The 18,830-nt window shown below is 59.9% G+C and carries 15 protein-coding genes and 1 tRNA gene; 14 read left to right on the forward strand and 2 right to left on the reverse strand.

Annotated elements, in window-relative coordinates; all coding sequences use genetic code 11:
- The first annotated feature begins 209 nt into the window (after positions 1-209).
- From nifB to ACVWY9_RS12470, 13 genes are all read left to right on the forward strand, one after another.
- Positions 210-1,646 (forward strand): nitrogenase cofactor biosynthesis protein NifB, encoded by a 1,437-nt coding sequence (gene nifB / locus ACVWY9_RS12410; protein WP_414417548.1) that lies wholly within the window; start codon positions 210-212, stop codon positions 1,644-1,646.
- Positions 1,647-1,669: 23 nt separating this feature from the next.
- Positions 1,670-1,963: a ferredoxin III, nif-specific gene (gene fdxB / locus ACVWY9_RS12415; RefSeq protein WP_011430654.1), complete on the forward strand. Its 294-nt coding sequence runs from the start codon at positions 1,670-1,672 to the stop codon at positions 1,961-1,963.
- A gap of 39 nt (positions 1,964-2,002) precedes the next feature.
- Entirely contained in the window at positions 2,003-3,202 is a 1,200-nt protein-coding gene (nifS, locus tag ACVWY9_RS12420; RefSeq protein ID WP_457388653.1) for a cysteine desulfurase NifS, read from the forward strand.
- A gap of 59 nt (positions 3,203-3,261) precedes the next feature.
- Positions 3,262-4,200 carry a Fe-S cluster assembly protein NifU gene (gene nifU, locus ACVWY9_RS12425; protein WP_457388655.1) on the forward strand — a complete coding sequence of 313 codons (939 nt, stop codon included), beginning with the start codon at positions 3,262-3,264 and terminating at the stop codon, positions 4,198-4,200.
- Between the two features lie 277 nt (positions 4,201-4,477).
- Positions 4,478-5,356: a nitrogenase iron protein gene (nifH, locus tag ACVWY9_RS12430; RefSeq protein ID WP_414355674.1), complete on the forward strand. Its 879-nt coding sequence runs from the start codon at positions 4,478-4,480 to the stop codon at positions 5,354-5,356.
- 96 nt (positions 5,357-5,452) lie between these two features.
- Complete coding sequence (gene nifD, locus ACVWY9_RS12435) at positions 5,453-6,916, forward strand: nitrogenase molybdenum-iron protein alpha chain (RefSeq protein WP_457388658.1); 1,464 nt, start codon at positions 5,453-5,455, stop codon at positions 6,914-6,916.
- Between the two features lie 65 nt (positions 6,917-6,981).
- Positions 6,982-8,517: a nitrogenase molybdenum-iron protein subunit beta gene (nifK, locus tag ACVWY9_RS12440; protein WP_457388660.1), complete on the forward strand. Its 1,536-nt coding sequence runs from the start codon at positions 6,982-6,984 to the stop codon at positions 8,515-8,517.
- Between the two features lie 253 nt (positions 8,518-8,770).
- Positions 8,771-9,940 carry a homocitrate synthase gene (gene nifV / locus ACVWY9_RS12445; RefSeq protein ID WP_457388662.1) on the forward strand — a complete coding sequence of 390 codons (1,170 nt, stop codon included), beginning with the start codon at positions 8,771-8,773 and terminating at the stop codon, positions 9,938-9,940.
- On the forward strand, positions 9,930-10,079 hold the full coding sequence (locus tag ACVWY9_RS12450) for a hypothetical protein (RefSeq protein WP_457388664.1): 150 nt from the start codon (positions 9,930-9,932) through the stop codon (positions 10,077-10,079). Before nifV ends, ACVWY9_RS12450 begins: the two co-directional genes overlap by 11 nt.
- Complete coding sequence (locus ACVWY9_RS12455; protein WP_011430646.1) at positions 10,076-10,339, forward strand: nitrogen fixation protein NifZ; 264 nt, start codon at positions 10,076-10,078, stop codon at positions 10,337-10,339. The genes ACVWY9_RS12450 and ACVWY9_RS12455 overlap by 4 nt, the downstream gene beginning before the upstream one ends.
- Entirely contained in the window at positions 10,336-10,536 is a 201-nt protein-coding gene (gene nifT / locus ACVWY9_RS12460; protein ID WP_011430645.1) for a putative nitrogen fixation protein NifT, read from the forward strand. The genes ACVWY9_RS12455 and nifT overlap by 4 nt, the downstream gene beginning before the upstream one ends.
- A 335-nt stretch (positions 10,537-10,871) precedes the next feature.
- On the forward strand, positions 10,872-12,128 hold the full coding sequence (locus tag ACVWY9_RS12465) for an L-lactate MFS transporter (protein ID WP_457388672.1): 1,257 nt from the start codon (positions 10,872-10,874) through the stop codon (positions 12,126-12,128).
- A 156-nt stretch (positions 12,129-12,284) separates the two neighbouring features.
- A tRNA-Leu gene (locus ACVWY9_RS12470) sits at positions 12,285-12,368 on the forward strand.
- On the opposite strand, the gene ACVWY9_RS12475 is transcribed toward ACVWY9_RS12470, so the two are convergent.
- A complete protein-coding gene (locus tag ACVWY9_RS12475; protein WP_457388666.1) occupies positions 12,369-14,561 on the reverse strand; it encodes a glycosyltransferase 61 family protein in 2,193 nt (730 codons plus the stop codon).
- Positions 14,562-14,754: 193 nt separating this feature from the next.
- Here ACVWY9_RS12475 and ACVWY9_RS12480 point away from each other — a divergent pair, with 193 nt between their 5' ends.
- Positions 14,755-17,448: a phycobilisome rod-core linker polypeptide gene (locus ACVWY9_RS12480; protein ID WP_457388668.1), complete on the forward strand. Its 2,694-nt coding sequence runs from the start codon at positions 14,755-14,757 to the stop codon at positions 17,446-17,448.
- Between the two features lie 50 nt (positions 17,449-17,498).
- On the opposite strand, the gene ruvB is transcribed toward ACVWY9_RS12480, so the two are convergent.
- Positions 17,499-18,635, reverse strand: coding sequence for a Holliday junction branch migration DNA helicase RuvB (ruvB, locus tag ACVWY9_RS12485; protein WP_457388670.1), 1,137 nt, complete (start codon positions 18,633-18,635; stop codon positions 17,499-17,501).
- Between the last annotated feature and the right edge of the window lie 195 nt (positions 18,636-18,830).

The raw sequence follows: 18,830 nt of genomic DNA on the forward strand, positions 1-18,830 counted from the left end.
CCTTTGGGTCAAAATACGGCATCCCCGGCCTTGAAAAACCAGACCCTTGACCCCTAAAAAAAGTTGGATTCGGCCTGCCATCAGGCTTTGCAGGTCTTGAGTACAAAGCCAATAAACTCGATCAGTTCTACCGGGCTGAGTGCAACGGAGCGGGCAGAGGGCGGTTGATATAACCGCCAGTAACGTTCTATCCCCTGGTTGACCCCACTATGCCGCCCCTTTCAACTCCGCCCCGCCAGGGATCCCCTTCCCCATCGGCCTGCGCTTGCAGCAGCAGCCCCCGCCAGGCTCTCCCCCCTCATCTGCAGCAACGCATCGCCACCCATCCCTGCTACAGCGAAGCAGCTCACCATCACTACGCCCGCATGCACGTGGCGGTAGCCCCCGCCTGCAACATCCAGTGCAACTACTGCAACCGCAAGTTCGACTGTGCCAACGAGAGCCGGCCCGGTGTGGTCAGCGAGCTGCTTACCCCGGCGGAAGCCGCCCACAAAGTGCTGGTGATTGCCGGCAAGATCCCGCAACTGACGGTGGTGGGCATTGCTGGGCCTGGGGATCCCTTGGCCAACCCCAAGCAAACCTTCGAAACCTTTGCCCGCATCGCCGAGAAAGCCCCGGATCTCAAGCTCTGCCTTTCCACCAACGGCCTGATGTTGCCGGACTACATCGACGAGATCAAACGGCTGAACATCGACCACGTCACCCTGACCATCAACATGGTGGATCCAGAGATCGGAGCCAAGATCTACCCCTGGATCCGCTGGCGGCGCAAGCGCATTCGAGGGGTGGAGGCAGCCCGCATCCTGCACGAACGGCAGATGGAAAGCCTGGATCTGCTGCGGGAGGCAGACATCCTCTGCAAAGTCAACTCCGTTCTCATTCCCGGCATCAACGACACCCACCTCTTGGAAGTGAACCGGGTGATCCAGGAGAAAGGGGCTTTCTTGCACAACATCATGCCCCTGATCTCGGCGCCTGAACACGGCACCTACTTCGGCCTTATCGGCCAGCGGGGCCCCACCCCTCAGGAGTTGAAAGCCCTGCAAGATCGGTGCTCCGGCAACATGCGGATGATGCGCCACTGTCGCCAGTGTCGGGCGGACGCGGTGGGCCTTCTGGGGGAAGACCGCAGCCAAGAGTTCACCAAGGAGCGCTTTATGCAGATGACCCCCGAGTACGACCCCGAAAAACGCCGCCAGGTCCAGGCAAGCATTGCCCAACTGCAAGCTCAGCAGCAGTCAACCCCGACCCACTGGACAGCCGACCTGCCTCCCGACAGCCCCTCCATCCTGGTGGCCGTGGCCAGCAAAGGCGGTGGCTTGGTCAATCGCCACTTCGGCCATGCGCGGGAGTTTTTGATCTACGAGGTCAACGCCCGTGGGGCGCAGTTTGTCGGCCACCGCAAGATCCCGCAGTACTGCCACGGGGGATCCGGGGAGGACAACAACCTAGAGCAAATCCTGGATCTCATCAGGGATTGCCGAGCCGTGCTGGTCTCCAAGATCGGCGATTGCCCCATGAAGCGTATTCGCGAGGCCGGCATCGAAGTGGTGGAAGACTACGACCTCATCGAAACGGTGGCCCTCAAGTTTTACCGCACCTGGTTGGTCAACCAGGCCCTGGACAGCAAATCTTCCCGATCCTAAAAATCTCGCTTTGGAGCTTGGCTATGGCTACTGCAACTGCTCTCACCAAAGGCGGACTGCCCTGGATCCCACAGTTTATCGAAAGCTTGGATATCAGCCGCTGCCTCGGCTGTAGCCGTTGCCTCAAAGTCTGTGGCCGTGGTGTGTTTGCCCTCAGAGCCCTCAACGAAGACGGCGAGTTTGTCGACAACGAAGAGGAAGAAGAAAGTGAGCGCAAAGTGATGACCATCCTCAATGCCGCCCTCTGCATCGGCTGTCAGGCTTGCGCCCGCATTTGCCCAAAGCAGTGCCATTCCCACGCTCCGCAAGCCGTTTAACGTTGCCCAACCCCTACCTTGTATCGATTCGGAGCCTGTATGAACCCCGTGATCTACCTGGACAACAACGCCACCACCGCCGTGGATCCCCTGGTTCTGGAGGCGATGCTGCCCTATTTGCAGACCTTCTACGGCAACCCCTCCTCGATGCACAGTTTTGGCGGCCAGGTGGGGCGTTCCCTCAACCAAGCCCGCGAACAGGTGGCAGCCCTTCTGGGAGCCGACCCGACGGAGATTGTCTTCACCAGTGGCGGCACCGAAGGCAACACCACGGCCATTTATGCAGCCTTGGCAGCCCAACCCCAGAAGCGCCACATCATCACCACGCAGGTAGAGCACGCCTCGGTGCTCAACGTCTGCAAGCACCTGGAAAAACAAGGCTACCGCGTCACCTACCTCTCGGTGGATGAGCAAGGCTGCCTGGACTTGCTGGAGTTGGAAGCAGCCCTGACCGGCGATACTGCCCTGGTGAGCTGCATGGCCGCCAACAACGAGACGGGCGTGCTTTTCCCCATCGAGGCGGTGGGATCCCTGGCTCGCAGCTATGGGGCTGTTGTCCATGTGGACGCAGTGCAGGCGGTGGGCAAGATCCCTCTCGATCTGCAGCGCCTGCCGGTGGATCTCCTCACCCTTTCCGGGCACAAGCTGCATGCCCCCAAGGGGATCGGCGCTCTCTATGTGCGGCGGGGCTTGCGCTTCCGTCCGTTGCTGCTGGGAGGACATCAAGAGCGAGGCCGCCGCGCCGGAACGGAAAATGTGCCGGGCATCATCGCCCTGGGCAAGGCAGCGGAGCTGGCCCAAGCCCACCTGGGGGATCCCCATGAGCGGCTGCTGCGGGATCGCTTGGAGCAGGGCTTGCTACAGCGGATCCCGGATGTCCAGGTTAACGGCCACCCCACTCAGCGGCTGCCCAACACCACCAACTTGGGCTTCAAGTTCGTGGAAGGGGAAGCGATCCTCTTCTGGCTGAACAAATACGGCATCTGCGCCTCCTCCGGCTCCGCCTGCACTTCCGGATCCCTGGAGCCCTCCCATGTGCTGCGGGCCATGGGCCTGCCCTACACCGTTTTGCACGGCTCGATCCGCTTCAGCCTCTCTCGCTTTACCCAGCCGGCAGAGGTGGAGCGGGTGCTGGAGGTTTTGCCGGGGATCATCGAGCATTTGCGGGCCATCTCCCCCTTCAGCCACGAGGCGGAAGACTGGCTGCAACAGCAGGAGCGGGAACTGGCTCACCGCTGACCGCCCGGCTCAAACTCATCTTCCCTCGACCGTTAGCATCCTCAACTCAGGATCCAGCCATGTGGGACTACAGCGAAAAAGTTTTGGAACTCTTCTACCACCCCAAAAACCAAGGGGCAATGGATCCCAGCTCCGAGCCCGGTGTTCGGGTGGTGGTTGGAGAAGTGGGCAGCATCACCTGTGGCGATGCCCTGCGGCTCTACTTAAAGGTGGACGAGGCTAGCGAGCGCATCTTGGCTGCCAGCTTCCAAACCTTCGGCTGCACCAGCGCCATCGCCTCTTCCTCGGCCCTGACGGAGCTGATCACCGGCCTCACTCTGGATGAAGCCCTGCGGATCGACAACCGCCAAATCGCTGACTACCTAGGCGGCCTGCCCCCCGCCAAGATGCACTGCTCGGTGATGGGGCAAGAGGCTCTGGAGGCAGCCATCTACAGCTATCGCGGCCTTCCTCTGCCTGACCACACGGATGATGACAGCGCTTTGGTCTGCTCCTGCTTTGGCGTCAGCGAGCAAAAGATCCGCCGCTTGATCCGGGAAAACCGCCTCACCTCCGTTGAGGAAGTAACAGCCTACAGCAAAGCGGGCGGCGGTTGTGGCTCCTGCCTGGCCCAGATTGAAGACCTGATTGCCGCCGTTCTGGCCGAGACCGACACGATCCCTTCAGAAGATTCAAGAAATTCAAAAGGGAACTCCCAAAACCAGACAGAGCCCTCTCCTGCTGCTCCCCCTCCTGTCTCGGCAACAGCGACACCCCCTCCCCTCACCACCTTGCAAAAGATCGCCCGCATTCAGGCCGTCCTGGAGGAGGAAGTTCGCCCGCTGCTGTTGGCTGATGGCGGCGATGTGGAGCTTTACGACCTGGAAGGGGATCAGGTGTGGGTGCGCCTCAAGGGATCCTGCACCACCTGCCCCAGCCAGCAAAACACCCTGCGGTTGCTCATCGAAACCCGCCTGCAAGAACAGGTGTGGCCCACCTTAACCGTGCATGCCCTCTAGTTCCCCATTCTCGATAAGCCTGAGAGCCCTATGATCTGCCCCACTGTTACTCCCCGTCGCTTCCCCCATCTCCTGCCTCGATTCGGGAGAGCCCCACCGTTCAACCGGTTTGCTTTTGGATTCCAAGGGATCCAAGGCTGCCTTCCCGCGAGCTGAAATCCTTTGCAGTAAGGATCCCGTCTCGCTAATGCGACCAGTTGCGCCCATTGGCAAGAGATTTCTAACCCTTAAGTCGCCCTCAAGTTTTTCCTCAAGTCTTCATTAGGAGAACTGAACCATGAGACAAATTGCATTCTACGGCAAAGGCGGTATCGGCAAATCCACCACTTGTCAGAATACCGTTGCCGGTATGGCCGAATTGGGGCAGCGGATCATGATCGTCGGCTGCGACCCGAAGGCCGATTCCACCCGCCTCATGTTGCACTGCAAAGCCCAGACCACCGTCCTTCACCTGGCGGCTGAGCGGGGATCCGTAGAAGACGTGGAGCTGGAAGAGGTGGTGCTCACCGGCTACCGAGGGGTGCGCTGCGTGGAATCCGGTGGCCCCGAGCCTGGTGTTGGCTGTGCCGGACGAGGCATCATCACCGCCATCAATTTCTTGGAAGAAAACGGTGCCTACGAGGATCTAGACTTTGTCTGCTACGACGTGCTGGGGGACGTGGTCTGCGGCGGTTTTGCCATGCCCATTCGGGAGGGCAAGGCCCAAGAGATCTACATTGTTTGCTCCGGCGAAATGATGGCCATGTATGCGGCCAACAACATCGCCCGCGGCGTGCTGAAATACGCCTACTCTGGCGGCGTGCGCTTGGGTGGCTTGATCTGCAACAGCCGCAAAGTGGATCGCGAGATCGAGCTGATCGAAGCTCTGGCCGAAAAGCTGAACACCAAGATGCTGCACTTCATCCCCCGCGACAACGTGGTTCAGCACGCGGAATTGCGCCGCATGACGGTGATCGAGTACTCCCCCAACTGCAACCAAGCTGACGAGTACCGCGCCCTGGCCAAAAAAATCATCAACAACACGGATCTGAGGATCCCCACCCCCATCTCTATGGATGAGCTGGAGCAGTTGTTGATAGAGTTCGGCGTTTTGGACGACGACCAGAAAATCGCCCACCTCATCGGCAAAACCGAAAAAGAGTTGGCCCCAGTGTGAACTTAAAGATGGGCTGGGGGTGGATCCCTTCCTCCCTCGGCCCTCGGTTCCCCCTAGTTTCTTTCTCAAAAAAATCCAGTAGATGAGGCTCTTCCCATGACTACTCCAAAAAGCGCCCTCAAAGAGGAAAACCGAAAAGTTATTGCAGAAGTTCTGGAAACCTATCCGGAAAAGGCCAAGCAAAAGCGAGCCAAACACCTCAACGTCTATGACGAGGGCAAAGCAGATTGCGGAGTAAAGTCCAACATCAAGTCGATCCCCGGCGTCATGACCACTCGCGGCTGTGCCTATGCCGGTTCCAAGGGGGTGGTGTGGGGGCCGGTCAAAGACATGATCCACCTCAGCCATGGCCCCGTGGGCTGCGGCTACTACTCCTGGTCGGGAAGGCGCAATTACTACGTCGGCACAACCGGGGTAGATACCTTCGTTACCATGCAGTTCACCTCCGATTTTCAGGAGCGAGATGTGGTGTTCGGGGGGGACAAAAAACTGGCCAAACTCTTGGTGGAAGCCAGCGAACTCTTCCCCTTGGCCAAAGGCATTACCATCCAGTCCGAATGCCCCGTCGGCTTGATCGGGGATGACATCGAGGCAGTGGCCAAGAGAGTTTCCAAAGAAATTGGCAAGCTGGTGGTACCGGTGCGCTGCGAAGGCTTTCGGGGGGTCTCCCAGTCCCTGGGCCACCACATCGCCAACGATACGGTGCGGGACTGGGTTTTGCCCATTGCTGACAAGAAAGCGAAGGAGGGATCCCTCAACTTTGAGCCCGGCCCCTACGATGTGGCCCTGATTGGGGACTACAACATCGGCGGCGACGCTTGGTCTTCCCGGATTTTGCTGGAGGAGATGGGCCTGCGGGTAGTGACCCAGTTTTCCGGCGATGGCACCTGGAACGAGATGCTGCTTGCCCCTCGGGTGAAGCTGAATCTCATCCACTGCTACCGCTCCATGAACTACATCTGCCGCCACATGGAGGAAGCCTACGGGATCCCCTGGCTGGAGTTCAACTTCTTTGGCCCCACCCAAATTGCCAAATCCCTGCGGGCCATCGCCCAGCGGTTTGACGAGACCATCCAGGCCAAGGCAGAGCAGGTGATCGCCAAGTACAAGCCCCAGAGCGAGGCCATCATTGCCAAGTACCGTCCCCGCCTGGAGGGCAAGCGGGTGATGCTGATGGTGGGCGGACTGCGGCCCCGCCACGTCATCCCGGCCTTCCGGGAGCTGGGCATGGAGGTGATTGCCACCGGCTACGAATTCGGCCACGGCGACGACTACAAGCGCACCACCCAGTACATCGACGATGGCACCCTCATCTACGATGACGTGTCCGGCTACGAGTTTGAAGAATTTGCCAAGAGGTTGAAGCCAGATCTCATCGCCTCCGGCATCAAGGAGAAGTACGTCTTTCAAAAGATGGCTTTGCCCTTCCGCCAGATGCACTCTTGGGACTACTCCGGCCCCTACCACGGCTACGACGGCTTTGCCGTGTTCGCCCGCGATATGGATCTGGCCTTGAATAGCCCCACCTGGGATCTGGTCAAAGCCCCCTGGAAGTCTTAGCTTGCCGCCGGGATCCCAGACGCCAACGGCCCTTCCTTCCCCTGCCCCTCATTAGGAGACCGACCATGCCGCAAGATATCCAAGACATCAAAGATCACGCCCGCCTGTTTCAAGATCCGGAATATCAGGCGCTTCTGCAGTGCAAGCAAACCTTTGAAGATCTCCCTTCCCCGGAAGAAGTGGCCCGGGTGGCCGAATGGACAAAATCTTGGGAATACCGGGAGAAGAACTTTCAACGGGAGGCCCTGACGGTAAACCCCGCCAAAGCCTGCCAACCCTTGGGGGCCATCTTCGCCGCTGTCGGCTTTGAGGGAACTCTGCCCTTCGTCCATGGATCCCAGGGGTGCGTGGCCTATTTTCGCACCCATCTCACCCGCCACTTTAAGGAGCCCTTTTCGGCGGTCTCCACCTCGATGACGGAAGATGCGGCGGTGTTTGGCGGCCTCAAAAACCTAATCGAGGGACTGGAAAATGCCTACGCCCTCTACAAGCCCAAGATGATCGCCGTGTGCACCACCTGCATGGCGGAGGTGATCGGGGATGACCTGGGGGCCTTCATCACCACGGCCAGAAATGAGGGAGTTATTCCCCACAACTTCCCGGTGCCCTATGCCCACACGCCAAGCTTTGTGGGATCCCACATCACCGGCTACGACAACATGCTCAAGAGCATTCTCAGCACCCTCACCGAGCCGGTGGGCCGCACGGGTAGCAATGGCTACATCAACGTCATCCCCGGTTTCGATACCTACATGGGCAACTTGCGGGAGATCAAGCGCATCTTCGGCTTATTCGGGATCCCGCTGACCCTGCTGGCGGACAACTCCGACTATTTGGATTCGCCCAACGACGGCACTTTCCACATGTATCCCGGAGGAACCCCTTTGGAGGCGGCTGCCCAATGCCTCAACGCCGAGGCTACTTTTTCCTTCCAGCGCTACACCACGCCCAAGACCCTGGAGTTTCTAGCAGAGGCCTCGGGTCGGCCCACCCTGACGGCGCGGCCAGTGGGTATTCGGGGCACGGATGAGTTTTTGATGCAGCTATCTCAGCTAACCGGCAAGCCCATTCCCCCCGAGCTGGAGATCGAGCGGGGCCGGGCGGTGGATGCTTTCACCGACTCCCAAGCCTGGATCCACGGCAAGCGGGTGGCCCTGTATGGGGATCCGGATCTGGTGATGGGCTTGCTCAGCCTGTTGCTGGAGCTGGGAGCGGAGCCGATCCATGTGGTGGTGACCAACAGCAACGAGGAGTTTGAGACCGAGGCGCGGACGCTGCTGGCCTCTAGCCCCTATGGGCAGGGGGCAACCGTCTGGGGGGGCAAGGATCTCTGGCATCTGCGCTCTCTGATGTTCACCGAGCCGGTGGATCTGCTGATCGGCAATTCCTACGGCAAATACCTGTGGCGGGATACGGGCACACCTTTGGTGCGCATCGGCTACCCCATCTTCGACCGCCACCACCTGCACCGCTACCCCACCTATGGCTATGTGGGGGCGCTCAACCTCCTTAACTGGATTGTCAACACCATTCTGGATGAGGCCGATCGGCGCAGCATCATTCCCAGCAAAACCGATTTTTCCTTCGACTTAATTCGTTGATGGCCAGAGCAGCGGGATCCCAAAGGCCGGACTTTGTCGGACTTTGTCAAGGATCCCCTGCTCCAAAGACTCCACCCCGCTAAGAGGAACAGCCAAGCCTTACAGGAATCTGATGAATTCTGCGGCAACTTGGTTGAGCTTTCTACCCTGGACATGATTGCCCTGACGCAACCGGGGTCCCGCTAGCGGTGCGGAGCACCATCGACGGTTACCGATTGCCTAGGCGGGCCGCAGGTCTTGGAGGATGGATCCCATGAATTCCTCTATCACCATCAACGACACCACCCTGCGCGATGGGGAGCAAGCGGCAGGGGTAGCCTTCCAAATCCCCGAGAAAATCTCCATTGCCGCCCTCTTGGATGCCATTGGCGTACCCGAAATTGAGGTGGGGATCCCGGCCATGGGCGCCGTGGAAACGGAAGCCATTCGCGCCATGCTCAGCCTGGGGCTGCGGGCTCAGCTGCTGGGGTGGAACCGGGCTGTGCCCAGCGATATCCTCGCCTCTATTCGTTGCGGCCTCAAGCGGATCCACATCTCCGTGCCGGTCTCGGATCGGCAAATCGCTGCCAAGTTCCAAGGGGATCGCCCTCGGCTGCTGCGACAGTTGCGCCAATGCGTGGAGATGGCCTTGGAGCAAGGGCTGTGGGTCTCGGTGGGGGCAGAAGATGCCAGCCGCACCCCCCTGGAGCAGGTGATCGAGTTGGCCCAAATGGCCCAGAGCTGGGGCTGTCGGCGCTTCCGCTACTGCGATACGGTGGGCGTTTTGGATCCTTTTAGCACCTACAAGCAGATTCGCCGTCTGGTGCGGGCCATCGATATCCCTGTGGAGATGCATACCCACGACGACCTGGGCATGGCCACTGCCAATGCCTTGGCCGGAATCCGCGCCGGCGCTCAGTCGGTGAACACCACCGTCAACGGCTTGGGGGAACGGGCCGGCAACGCCCCCCTGGAAGAGGTGGTGATGGCTTTGCGCTACACCTTGGGGATCGACGTTGGGGTGGATACCTGCCGTCTGCGGGAGCTGTCTCAACAGGTGGCACGGGCCAGCGGTGCTCCCCTACCTCCCTGGAAGGCCATCGTTGGCGACAACGCCTTTGCCCACGAGTCGGGCATTCACGCTGCGGGAGTGCTACGGGATCCCCAGACCTATGAGCCTTTCCCACCAGAAGCCGTGGGCAGCCAGCGGCGGCTGGTGTTGGGCAAACACTCCGGCCGGCATTTGCTGCTCCAGATCCTCAAGGAACAGGGGATCCCTGTCGAGCAGATCCCACCTGGCCAACTGGAAAAGCTCCTGGAACAGGTGCGGCAGCACGTCACCCACTGCAAGCATCCGATCCCGCCCGCGGAGCTGGCCCGTTATTGCTACACCATACTGACGCAAGAACCTATCCCAGAGGAGAGGTATCCCAATGATGTCTAAGCCCCTATCTTCAGCGGAAGCTTCCAAGCCTCAGGCCATTTTGGCAGCCGTGTCTCGACGGGCGCGCCAAGTAGGCCGCAGCCTAACCCGCCAAGAGCTTTGTCAGGTGCTGGCAGAAATCACAGGAGGTACCCCATGAGCGACGAACTGGAGCTGGATCGCCCTCCCCAATTTGAGCTGGGCGACAAAGTCCGCATCCGTAAGGTCATCCGCAACGATGGCACCTTCTTCGGCCAGCCGGTGGGGAAAATCTTGGCCGTTCCGGGCGACGAAGGTTACGTGATTTCCATTGGCACCTTTCTACAACGGTTTTACGTCTATGCCGTCCACTGCTTGGCCAAAGGCTTGGTGGTGGGGTGCCGTGCCCAAGAGCTGGAACTTGTGGAGAAAGGGCTATGAAAGTCATCCTGCACGAAAGTGCCTACGGGCATTTGATGGTCTACGTTCCCAAAAAAGATCTGGAAGAATCGGTTGTGGCCACCCGTTCAGAGGCCGGGGAAACCATTTTCACCTTGAGCAACGGTTGGGAATTGTCCATCCCGGAGCTGCCGGAGCCTTTGTCTCTGCCCAAGACGGTAGAGGCCAAACGCCTCTAGCCAACGGTTGGCTGAACAATTCAAGCAGTTCTATTCCTATCGGCTCATCCTCGAAAGGGCTGAGAGAATGGGTTGAACTCAGCTGTGACATACTCCCATCGCTGACCCTACAGGTACAGCGTGGACTTCGCGCTTCATCGGGGAGCCTTCGCAAGAACCCTCCACGCGCAGACACGGAATGCCCTACCGCGTAGTTGTACCAGATTCCGGCAACGCCGTTTTGTACAACTACTCCCATCATACACCATGTGGGGGTATCTGTATCCCGACACTGATGCTACGGTTACAGTGCGGGGCTTAGCTACCCCACGCCCCCACAAGCTAACAAGCTCCAAATACCCATGAAAAGGGTTGGATCCCCCATTACTTTGTATAGACAACCAGCCTATGGAGGGAGATGGCTTTTTATCCTCCTGGGGCTCCTGGTTCTTCTTTGCCTGGGAACCGTCTATTCCTGGAGCATTTTCCGCAAGCCTCTGGAAACAGAGCTGGGGATCGGGGCCAGTGAGAGCCTGCTGCCCTACACCGTTGCCCTCGTGTTTTACGCTACCCTCATGCCCATCACAGGGTTTGTCATCCCCCGCTGGGGATCCCGCCGAGTACTGGCTCTGGGGGGCAGCTTGGTGGGTTTGGGCTATGGGCTGGCCAGCTTCGCCCCCTCCATTGGGTGGATTGCCCTCTGCTATGGAGTCATTGCCGGCAGCGGTGTGGGAATAGCCTATGGAGTGCCAATGGCCGTGGCAGCCCGTTGGTTCCCGGATCGCAAGGGATTGGCCGTGGGATCCACCATTGTCGGCTTTGGCCTATCTCCCCTGCTTACCGCTCCTCTAGCCAACTGCTTGATCGAGGCGCTGGGGGTTCGACCTACGCTGCTGATTTTGGGGATCCTCTTTGCAGCGGTGATCTTGGGGATCGCAACCCAACTGAGATTTCCTCCCCCCGATTGGATCCCTTCCCCATCTTTTCCAAGAAAATCCACGGACAGCCCAGATCACCCTCTACCGGCTTCTAGGCGCTCTCTCCCTCTGCTGAGAAACCCCTCCTTCTATGGCCTGTGGATCTGCTACGCCATCGGCACTCTGATCGGTTTAAGCGCCATTGGGATTTCCGGCCCCGTGGGGGAAGAGCTGATCGGCCTAGATCCCACTGCGGCTGCCAACAGTGTGGCTCTCTTCGCCCTTTTCAACGGGATCAGCCGTCCTCTGTTTGGCTGGTTGGCCGATCGCTTACATCCCCATCAGGTCACTACGGGATCCTACGGGCTCATCCTGCTGGCCTGTGGGCTGATGCTCCTGCCTCCCCAGGGATCCCTTCTGGGCTATTGGGTAGCCTTTTCCTTGCTTTGGTTTTGCCTGGGGGGGTGGCTGGCCATGGCTCCCGCCCTGACCTTGCGCTTGTTCGATCCGGGACGCTACGCCCAGAACTACGGCATCGTGTTTACCGCCTATGGAGTTGGGGCTTTGACGGGAACGATGATCACGGGCCAAATTCGGGATAGGCTAGGCAGCTATAGCTACACCTTTTATGGGATGGCCGTCTTGGCGGTGGCAGGGATCTGGGTGGCCAACGCTTTTTTGAAAGAGAAGTTGTAGGAGCTTCAAGCCAGCGGGCACAGCAGGGATCCCATCAGCAGGGGCAGCAATCCCCTACTTCATACCCTCCACTGCAGGGCTGGGTGAACCAACTTAAAGACTTGCCCCCCCAAGGCAAGCAGTTTGGTAGAGTAGTACGGCTATTGCCGACAGATTGGGATCGTGGCGGAATGGTAGACGCTACGGACTTAAAATCCGTTGTTCCTCAAGAACGTGAGGGTTCGAGTCCCTCCGATCCCATTATCCCCTGATCCCTGTCTGTTCCAGCACATTCAGCAAGTCCGGGATCCGAACCCAGGCATCTTCTCGATCCAAATCGGGGCTGGAAAGAAGAGCCACCAAAGCCGGATCGCAAACAGGCGCCACCAAGGGGAAATACCTTAACCCTGCCACCTGAGCAATACTCCAAAAATAGGGAAGCACTGCATTGCTGGGCAAGATCTCGATGACGGTGGTGCCGGGTGGACAAAAGGCGAGGTTGGTCAGGCCCGCCCCGTGGATCCCGATCACCGCCTCTGCCCCCTGCATTAGGGCTATTTGCTCTTGAAGAGAAAGGGTTTCCATCTGCACCGGTGCAAATCCCCAAGGGTGCAAACAGGCTAGCACCTCCGCTTCGTTGATCACCCGCCGCCAGCGGGCAGACCGACGGCTGATGTAAATTCGCCGCGGCTGCAGGGGGTCGATGGATAAACTCGGCTGGGCCAGTTGCCGCAGCACCTCCAATCCCCTAGGCGTCAAGCACCCCACCGGAGCGCCTGCTGAGGGCACGATCAGGTTTTGGGCTTGCAGATGGGATCCCCCCAACTGCTCAAAGCTGAGGATGCGCTCGGCTGGGATCCCCAAAGCAGCCAAGCTCTGCACCTGAAAGGGCTTTCTTTGATACCCGTGGATCAAGATGGGAATGTCCTTTTCCAGGGCGCCCGACCGCCGCAGGATATCCAAGGCAGGCAAAATATCCACCATCCAGTGAAAGTAATTAACTGCCCCCAAGGGCAAAAGGGCAACGGGGCCATCCAGTGGGATCGGTGGGGGGAGATGGGGCAAGCCCAGCAGGGGGTGGTGTCGCAGGTGATCTGGCCTGTAGTCCCAGTCGAGGAACTCCGGCGGCGGCAAGCTCAGGGATAGATCGGCGAGCAATTCTCCCCGGCGGGTGAGCACCCCGCTGGCAAAGCTGGCGTAGAGGTGGCGGGGATAGTGGCCCACGTGGACGGATCCTCGGGGGATCTGGGCGACAAAGGTCTCTGCCAAGGGGATGCGCTGCGGGCGCAGCTTTTGCAAAATGTCGGGATCAGCGGCAGGGGGCGCTTTCAGACAGAGAACCCCCACCGGATCCAGGGGTTGGTAGTCCCCTTCGCCCGTGGCCTGATGCCACTGCCGGGTGGTGAGGTAACCCTGGGTTGGCACCGGCCAGAAGTCGGTTGTAGGGGGGGTGTTCTGGGAAAAAGAGTCCGCTTGAAGGGCAACGCCTTCTGGAGCCCAACGCTGCCGCCAAGCCGAATACAGGAAATCGGGGATCCTCGCAGATCCCTCTCCCCTGCATGCCTGCTCCAGTCCAGATCGCAGAGGGCTTTCTCCGCCGCTGCCCTCGCACCACGCCTGCACCCAATTCCGTTCCGCTGCCACCGCTCGGCAAACCTTCTCCCAAGCCGCCTCAGGGTGATCCAGCCGCACTTCCGCTTCCGCCCAGTAGCTGTAGAGTTGCGCCGTCCCGGTGCCCCGCGCCTCAGCCTCCTGGAAACACCCCACAGCCTGAACTGGATCCCGCAGATCCAGCCACGCCAAGCCCATCTGTACCCAGGGATCCCCCCACTCAGGGCGCAGCCGCGCAGCCTCCTGCAGAGGGGAAATCGCCTCTCGCAAACGGCCCAGCTTCATCAGGGCCAAGCCCCAGCGCCAAAAACTCTCTGCCGCCGTCGGATCCTGCTGGCAAGCCCGCTCAAACCACTCCGCTGCCGCAGCCCACAGCCGGCTCCGCTCTTGGGTCAGGCCAATGCGGTGAGCAGCCAAAGCCTGGCCAGAAGACAGCTCCAGCTGTCCATCCCCCAACTCCAGAAGCTGCCGATACAGAGCTGCTGCCTGCGGCCAATGGCCCTTCTCCCACAGGCTTTCCGCCAAAGCCTGCAAGCTCCTCAGCAGGTGGTAGACGGCCTCGGATTCGGCCACCCCCCCCGCTTGCAGCATCGCCAAGCCCTCTTGCCACACCAGCTGCGCCTCCAGTTCCCGACCCAGCAGGAGATAGGCGGCTCCCAGCTCCCAATACAGCTCTGGAGAGGGGGATCCCTGCTCGAGCTGTTGCTGTAAAACCTGGGTAACGCGTTCGTAATGTCCCTGCTCCCAATCCTCAAGGAGAAAAGCGGAAGACAACAGATGGGAGGGTAGAGCTGGGTTGAGAGCCATGTCTTTGTGGATGAGAAACAGTGTTACAAACTGCAACAACCTCCCCACTCTGGGCCCGTGCCCCTAGTATTCTAGGCTTGGCTTCCCCCTCAGGGATCGGGCATCGATCCTTCTCAGCTCAGAGAGGGATGCTCCTCCAGTCGTGGGTCAGCCTCTTCACCCCCTTCGATGGCACTGTCCTCGGCCTTTGTCGGCAGTTTTTTCGATCAAAACGGAGTTTAAAAGATCGATGGGTATCAACGTATCCGCTGGCGCAGTCGTTTCCAACCCCCGTCTCTACCAAACCGTGCCTGTATCGACCATCTCCCAGGCGGAACAGCAGGATCGCTATCTGGGACGCACCGAGCTGGATCGCCTCGAGGACTTTTTCTCCAGCGGCCTGAAACGGCTAGAGATTGCCGAGGTCATTGCGGCCAATTCGGAAATCATCGTCAGCCGGGCAGCCAACCGCATCTTCACAGGGGGCTCGCCCATGGCCTATCTGGAGCGGCCAGAAGCGACCCAAGACGAGAAAGAAGCCTTCAAGCTGGGTACTGCCTTCTACGTGGAATCCACCGGCGGATTCATTGAGGCCATCCGCAACATCTTTAGCGCCAGCGGTGTGGAGATTCCCCCCAATTTCCGCCCCATCAACATCTCCCGCTACGGAGCTGCCAACATGCGCAAATCGCTGCGGGATCTGAGCTGGTTTTTGCGCTACGTTACCTACGCCCTGGTGGCCGGGGATCCCAGCATCATCGCCGTCAACACCCGCGGTCTGCGGGAGATCATCGAAAATGCCTGCTCCGCCGAGGCCACCATTGTCGCCATTCAAGAGATGAAACGGGCGGCGGCTGGCTACTTCCGCAAAGATGCCGAAGCGGTTGCCATCATCAACCAATACTTCGATGTTTTGCTGAGCGAGTTCATCGCTCCCGCCCCTTCCGACAAGCTGCGGCAGCGCAACGCCAGCACCGCCGACGGCCTGCCCCTGCAGGGGCTGCAGCTACCCCAGGTTTACAACTTGGCTGCCGAGAAAGTTCCCGTTTTTGCCATGAAGCCGGGGCTGTCCAACGCCGAGAAGGAAGAAGTCATCAAGGCCGCCTACCGGCAGGTGTTTGAGCGGGACATCCGCCGCGCCTACGGCCTCAAGCTTTCCGACCTGGAGTCGAAGGTGAAAAACGGCGAGATCTCCATGAAGGAGTTCATTCGCCGCCTGGGCAAATCGGAGCTCTACCGCAAGCAGTTCTACGAGCCTTACATCAACAGCCGCGTCGTCGAGCTGGCCTTCCGCCACTTCCTGGGGCGGGCTCCCGAAACCCGCGAGGAAGTGCAGACCTACTTCTCCATCATCTCCAGCAAGGGTCTGGCCGGCCTGGTGGACGCGCTGGTGGATAGCCGCGAGTACGGAGACTACTTCGGCGAAGAGACGGTGCCCTACCTGCGCAAGCTGGGGGTAGAAGCGCAAACCAGCGCCAACTGGGGGGCCAAATTCGACCTCTACAACTACGCTGCCCCCCGCCGCAAGGTGCCCCAGTTCATTACCCTCTTTGCCCGCTACAACCGGCCCCTGCCGGATCAGCATGCCTATGGCTCCGGCAATGACCCGCTGGAGATCCAATTTGGGGCCATCTTCCCCAAGGAAACCCGTTCCCTCAGCGCCCGCCCTGCTCCCTTCAACAAAGATGTCAAGCGCATCCTCATCCGGCGCGGCTTTGCCCTCACCAACGCCCGCACCAATCCCAAGGCAGTGGGGGATCCCGGCAGCCTTGGCCCGAAGGTTTTCAAGCTCACCCAGACTCCGGGAGATCGCAGCCGACGGCTGGGGGTGCGGGCCGGCATTGTCGGCAGCGAGGGATCCACCCAGGCGGTGATCCGCGCCTGCTACCAACAGGTATACGGCTATGTGCCCTACGAAGGCCAACGGCTAACCCGTTGGGAGATCAAGCTGGAGTCGGGGGAAATTCCCGTCAAAGAGTTTGTGCGCCAACTGGCCAAGTCGGATCTCTTCCGCAACAAGTACTGGTCCAGCTTGTATGTCTGCAAAGCCATCGAGTTCATCCACCGCAAGCTACTGGGCCGACCCACCTACGGGCGCCAGGAGATGAACCGCCTATTTGACATCGCCTCCAAGCAAGGGTTCTACGCCGTCGTGGACGCCATCCTCGACAGCGAGGAGTACCAGCAGGTCTTCGGGGAAGATATCGTGCCCTATGAGCGCTACCTCACCCCCGGCGGTCTGGCGTTGCGGCGGATGCGCCCCGGCTCCACCGACATGGCAGTGACCAAGCCCATTCGCACCGACGACGACATCCCTCTCTTTGTCAAGTTGGGTCAGCCTCGGGATATGCCTTCCGGCGAGCTGGAAATCCAGCGGCGGGCCCAGCAGGGGGTGCCCAAGGTACGCCAAGAGATCCCTGTCTTCAAGCTCACCAGCCTGGCCAACAAAGCGGAAGTCAACAACCTCATCCGCGCCGCCTACCGGCAGGTCTTCGAGCGGGATATGGACATCTACAACATCAGCGCCGAGCTCAGCTCTGCCGAGTCCAAGCTGCGCAACGGCGAGATCACCGTCAAGGAGTTCATCGAGGCCCTGGGGTGTTCCGAGCTGTACCGCTCCGAGTTCTATGCCCCCTATCCCAACACCAAGGTGATCGAGCTGGGCACCAAGCACTTCCTGGGCCGTGCGCCCCTCAACCAGCAGGAGATCCGCAAGTACAACCAGATCTTGGCCACCCAGGGGGTGAAAGCCTTTGTGCGCGCCCTGCTGAACACCCAGGAGTATCGGGATCTCTTCGGCGAGGACACGGTGCCCTATCGCCGCTTCCCCACCTTGCCGGCGGCCAACTTCCCCAACACGCAGGAGCTGTACGGTCGCCTTACCAAGCAAAACCGCGAGCTGGTGGTGCCCAGCTTCAGCCCTGTGGGCAATGACCGCAGCTAGATATGGAGCTCTCAACCCCTTCTCTCCTTGCGGGAGAAGGGAAAGACAAATTAGCTCCACAAAGGCAGAGGAGACTGGGCTTCATAGCCCAGATGCCGTAGCGCAGCAGGGGTAACCACTCGACCCCGGGGCGTGCGCTGCAGGTAGCCGATCTGCAGCAGATAAGGCTCATACACTTCTTCAATGGTTTGGGGATCCTCACCCGTCACCGCGGCCATCGTCTCCAAGCCCACTGGCCCTCCACCGAACTGCTCCACCAGCACCGTCAGCAGCTTGCGATCGATCCAATCCAAACCCATGGGATCCACCTGGAACAGCTCCAGAGCGGCTGCTGCCACTTCTTGGCTAATGTGGCCATCCCCTCGCACCTGGGCGTAATCTCGCACCCGCTTGAACAGGCGGTTGGCAATGCGGGGCGTGCCCCGAGAACGGCGGGCGATCTCTGCAGCCCCTTCTGGATCGGTGGAGACATTTAAGAGGCGAGCCGTGCGCAGCACGATCTGCACCAGCTCGTGAGGCTCGTAAAAGTGCAGCCGTTGCACGTGGCCAAAGCGATCCCGCAGCGGAGAAGTGAGGGCGCCAATGCGGGTTGTGGCCCCGATGAGGGTAAAGCGTTCCAAGGGCAGAGAGGTGATGCGAGCAGAGCGACCTTTGCCAATGGTGATATCAAGACGAAAATCCTCCATCGCCGGATAGAGCAATTCTTCTGTAACCTTGGGCAGGCGGTGGATCTCGTCAATAAACAACACATCCCCCCGCTTCAAGCGCACCAAATACCCGGCAATGTCGCGGGGGCTCTCCAAAGCCGGCGCGGTGGTCATGTAGAACTGGGATCCCATTTCTGCCGCCAGCACTGCTGCCACCGTGGTTTTGCCTAGACCAGGCGGGCCGTAGAACAGCAGGTGATCCAGAGGCTCTTGGCGAGCGCGGGCCGCCGCAATGGCAATGGAGAGCACTTCTTTAAGTTCCGTCTGGCCAATATATTCCGCCAGGGTGCGCGGGCGCAGGGATTCTTCCTGGGCTTCGCCAGGGTGGGCTTGCGGCTGCAACAGGGCAGAGGGATCCGCTCCCCTTTCCCCAGCAAAGCTCAACTCTCTGCCTTCTTTTCTCCAGGCTGAAGACTTTTGCTGCCGCCGCTTGGGGCCCTCAGCGTTCTGGCCTGTATCCCGAGAAGAAATGATTGCCATATCCCTAAGTCACAGAGGCAATGGCCCCAATTTAACTCTAGAAAAGCTCTGGGAAAGATCACCCCAGCAAAGAGAACAAAAAAATCCCCCAGACCAAGCCGGGGGATCCACCAATGCTGTTGAAGCGTCAGGTCAGGCCATCAGCCACGCACCGCAGGCGCTACCTCCACCGCCGCCAAATCCAGCGGGAAGTTG

Source organism: Thermostichus sp. OS-CIW-31 (assembly GCF_054060305.1).